Raw genomic sequence first — 2,254 nt, 5'->3', positions numbered from 1 at the left:
AGGCCGCAGAGGCCGTCTGCAATGCCCGCCTCTTCCAGTTCGTCCAGAAGTTTGCCCAATTTAGATAACGAGTAAACATTTGTTCCATCATCAGCTGCTATCAGGGCGACTTTCCCTTGATGGTACGATCAAGGAATTCGTGAGTGCGTGACAGCGCATCCTCAGCCGCCTTGGGATCGTAGGCTGCCGGAAACCCGAGGATCTCTCCACTCGCTCCCCAGTGCGGATCGGCAAACCCGTGCTTCACATCCGGATAGACCTGAACCTCGATAGAATTCCCTCCTCCACTCGCTGGTCGCGCGACCTCTTCGCAGTTTTGCACTCCTGTGCGCCGGTCATCTCGCCCCGCAAGGATCAATAGCGGAAACGCAGGCTTCTGGATCAGCCCCAGCGCGGCACAAGGTGCGTAGTACACGGCCCCGGCCTTGAAGCTGAGGTTCTGGTCGTTGACCACGCTCGACTGCGTCTGCGGCTCGACAAGAGTGAGGACAAAGACGCCTCCAGTCGCGAAGCCCAAGAGACCCACCCGGTCGCGCTGCACGAACGGCAACCCGCTCAAGTAGAAGAGCCCGCCATAAGCGTCAGCAATTCGGTCGACACCGGGAGCCTCCTGACCGTTCAGGAAGCAACCGGCTTGCGCATGTCGGGTGGTCCAACTGTCGACCACGAGGGTGACATAGCCCCACGACGCCAGCTGCGCCGTGAGCGTTTCGCGAATGAAGGGGGTCAGGCCGATGCAGTCGGGGAGCACCACGACGGCCGGAAAGGGACCATCGCCGCTAGGCTTTGCCAAGTGCCCCTCGATCCGGTCTCCTAGTGTGGGTTTCGGCTCCTCGCCGCGCTCCCGCATTTTGCGGGCCATGAGCCCTCCGACAGGGCGAGCGGCAGCCTGAAGATCCACCTTCTCGACTGCGACAGGGGGCGGGCCCGATATGGATGTTTCAGCCCATGCTCCGGTTGCGAGGACAAGCCCGATGGCGACACCAACGAGAAACCGCATGGCACTGCTCCCGTGCCCCCACTCGCCAATTTATCACTTCCGACTGTAGTTGGCTAAGAGGATGAGAGGTCGCTATGGCTCTCTAGCTGGTCTGGCCGCTAATCCACACGACTTCAAGACTTCTTGATCGTGACAGGACGCATGAGGAAGGCCGGCACGTGATCGCCCAGGCCTTTCACCGACGGCTCGTTGTCGTCGTCGCGGCGGGGGCGGCGTTGGTTGTTCCGCTGATCGCCTCTCGGCTGCTGACGCTCGCGCTCCCGCTCGGGACGGGCACGGCGCTCCTGCTCCACGGACTGCGGCGCGCTGGGGGCAGGGGCTTCCACCGGCTCTTCGGGTGACGGGCGCTGGCGGTCGGAACCGGAGCGGACCTTGACCTTGCGGCCACGGGACGAACGTTCATCGTCACGGCCCTCGCGGCCGCCACGTCCTCCGCCACGTCGGCGCGAGGAACTCTCTGAGGCTGGGCGCTCGGCGAGCGTCGGGCCTTCCCACTCGATTGGTGTGGTGATGAGCTTCTCGATGGCGGAAAGCGACTTCTCGTCTCCGGGGCTCACCAGGGTGAATGCTTGTCCCGCGCGGCCGGCGCGRCCSGTGCGGCCGATGCGGTGCACATAGTCCTCGGCATGATGCGGCACGTCGTAATTGAACACATGGCTCACTGTCGGGATGTCGAGACCGCGAGCAGCCACGTCACTTGCTACGAGAATCGGCATCTCGCCGGTGCGGAAGCTGTCGAGCGCCGCCATGCGGGCATGCTGATCCATGTCGCCATGAAGCGCGACTGCGCCGAAGCCATGCTTCTGCAAGGAGCGATGAAGCACCGCGACGTCGCGCTTGCGATTGCAGAAGACGATTGCGTTCTGAAGGTCCGTTGCGCCGCGGATGAGCTCGCGCAGGGTCTCGCGCTTTTCGAAATCCTCGCGGCCCGTCGCCACGAGGCGTTGGGTGATCGTAGCTGCCGTCGAAGCGGCGCGGGCCACCTCCACCTTCACCGGATTGTGAAGGAAGGCATCGGCCAGGCGCTGAATTTCCGGTGGCATCGTCGCCGAGAAGAAGAGGGTTTGGCGCGTGAAGGGCACGAGCTTCACGATGCGCTCGATATCGGGGATGAAGCCCATGTCGAGCATGCGGTCCGCCTCGTCGATCACCAAAAGCTCGACGCCCGTCAGCAGCAGCTTGCCGCGCTCGAAATGATCGAGCAGGCGGCCGGGCGTGGCGATGAGCACGTCTACGCCGCGCGTGATCTTGGCA

General features: G+C 63.5%; 2 protein-coding genes. Both read right to left on the bottom strand.

Annotated features, from left to right (window positions below; translation table 11 throughout):
* Positions 1–100: 100 nt before the first annotated feature.
* Entirely contained in the window at positions 101–1,000 is a 900-nt protein-coding gene (locus ACXJKO_RS31380; protein ID WP_457094912.1) for a dienelactone hydrolase family protein, read from the bottom strand.
* 113 nt (positions 1,001–1,113) lie between these two features.
* Positions 1,114–2,254: DEAD/DEAH box helicase (locus tag ACXJKO_RS31375; RefSeq protein ID WP_457094911.1), on the bottom strand; the 1,141-nt coding region annotated here is incomplete at its 5' end.

The sequence above is a fragment of the Microvirga sp. P5_D2 genome (genome assembly GCF_054049475.1).
The sequence above is the reverse complement of the archived record's forward strand: the minus strand, read 5'-3'. Positions and strand labels throughout refer to the sequence as shown.

Coding starts and splice junctions, on each gene's coding strand:
- ACXJKO_RS31380 (WP_457094912.1), bottom strand. CDS start 1,000: ATGCGGTTTCTCGTTGGTGTCGCCATCGGGCTTGTCCTCGCAACCGGA.